The organism is Vibrio sp. 10N.222.46.A1 (genome assembly GCF_041473595.1).
Lineage (GTDB): Bacteria > Pseudomonadota > Gammaproteobacteria > Enterobacterales > Vibrionaceae > Vibrio > Vibrio tasmaniensis_A.
In genome coordinates this window covers 1-1,080 of sequence record NZ_JBFRSN010001006.1, presented here as the reverse complement: position 1 = coordinate 1,080, position 1,080 = coordinate 1, and the positions used below count along the sequence as shown (strand labels likewise).

The 1,080-nt window shown below is 45.5% G+C and carries 2 protein-coding genes; both read right to left on the bottom strand.

Going from position 1 to position 1,080, the window contains the following annotated elements; genetic code table 11:
* Window positions 1-291 (bottom strand): chromosome partition protein MukE (locus AB4496_RS23085; protein WP_372132111.1); only part of this gene is annotated, 291 nt, incomplete at its 3' end.
* Window positions 272-1,080: chromosome partition protein MukF (gene mukF, locus AB4496_RS23080; protein WP_372132109.1), on the bottom strand; the 809-nt coding region annotated here is incomplete at its 5' end. The genes mukF and AB4496_RS23085, both read right to left, overlap by 20 nt.

Here is a 1,080-nt window from a genome sequence, read left to right as displayed (position 1 = left end):
TTTACCAACTAGCATGTCGAGCTCAGACAACACACTACGCCCAATTAAAGACGTAGAACGCGGACGCAAATAAAAGAAACCTTCAGGCGCTTTTACCAGTTCCGTATTGTAGCGTTGATAAAAATGCTGAAGCTCAACTTCAAAATCAGAAAGCAACGCATGGTTATCGAGGTCTTCTGTTGAAACATGCTTGCCTGAACGCAACATGCTATCTAGCGCAGGAAACAATGGGTTCGCTATCGCTTTTACCAGTTTCTCTGGCATGTAATCATCAGTACTTGTTAATGACATTTGCTTGTACCTTTGCACCGAAATCGTTGATTGCCTGCCAATCTGGCTGAATAGCCTGATAGTCAGACTCTGAGTAACCTAAGCGAACGGCTTGGTCGACAACAATTCTGGCTAAATCAAAATGGTGTGTGCGAGGGTGCGCTGCGAGGTAATCACGCAGCACAAGGCCAAGATCAATTGGCGCGCCTTGCTGTTTGTGAGCTTTCAACATATCTGCGATTCGTTCTGAAAGTAGATCGTTCACTTGCTCAAATTCTTCGTATTCTACGTCGATTGGGGCTTGCCCCATCACTTCGTCATCACGGAGCACAAGTGCTTCATCACGAAGATCCGTGAGTTTTTCTGCGTCTGCGTAGGTCAATAACCAAGGCGCATCAAAGTAGTCAGTGACTGACTGACGCAAACGTTGGCTAAAGGCACGGTTTTTATCCATATCGATCGCGGTACGGATAAATTTATGCACGTGGCGATCGTAGCCGATCCACAAATCAATCGCTTGTTGGCCCCAACTGGTGATTCGGTCTAGCTTCATTTGCAAACCAAATAGGGTTTCACCTACAAACTCGAGCTCATCGTCACCATAAACAATTTCTTGAATATCAAGAATCTGGGTTTGCAGTTCATCGCCCGCCGCTTGCAAGGTGTCTTGCAACTCTTTTAGCGTGGCTGAGGTTTCCGATAGCAAAGACTCACAGTTGTTGATTGCTTCTCGCCAATCTTTATTTAAAAGATCCGCAATTTGCTGTTTGACGGTTTGTTGCTGTTCATCCATAACCCGTTGGTTAAGAT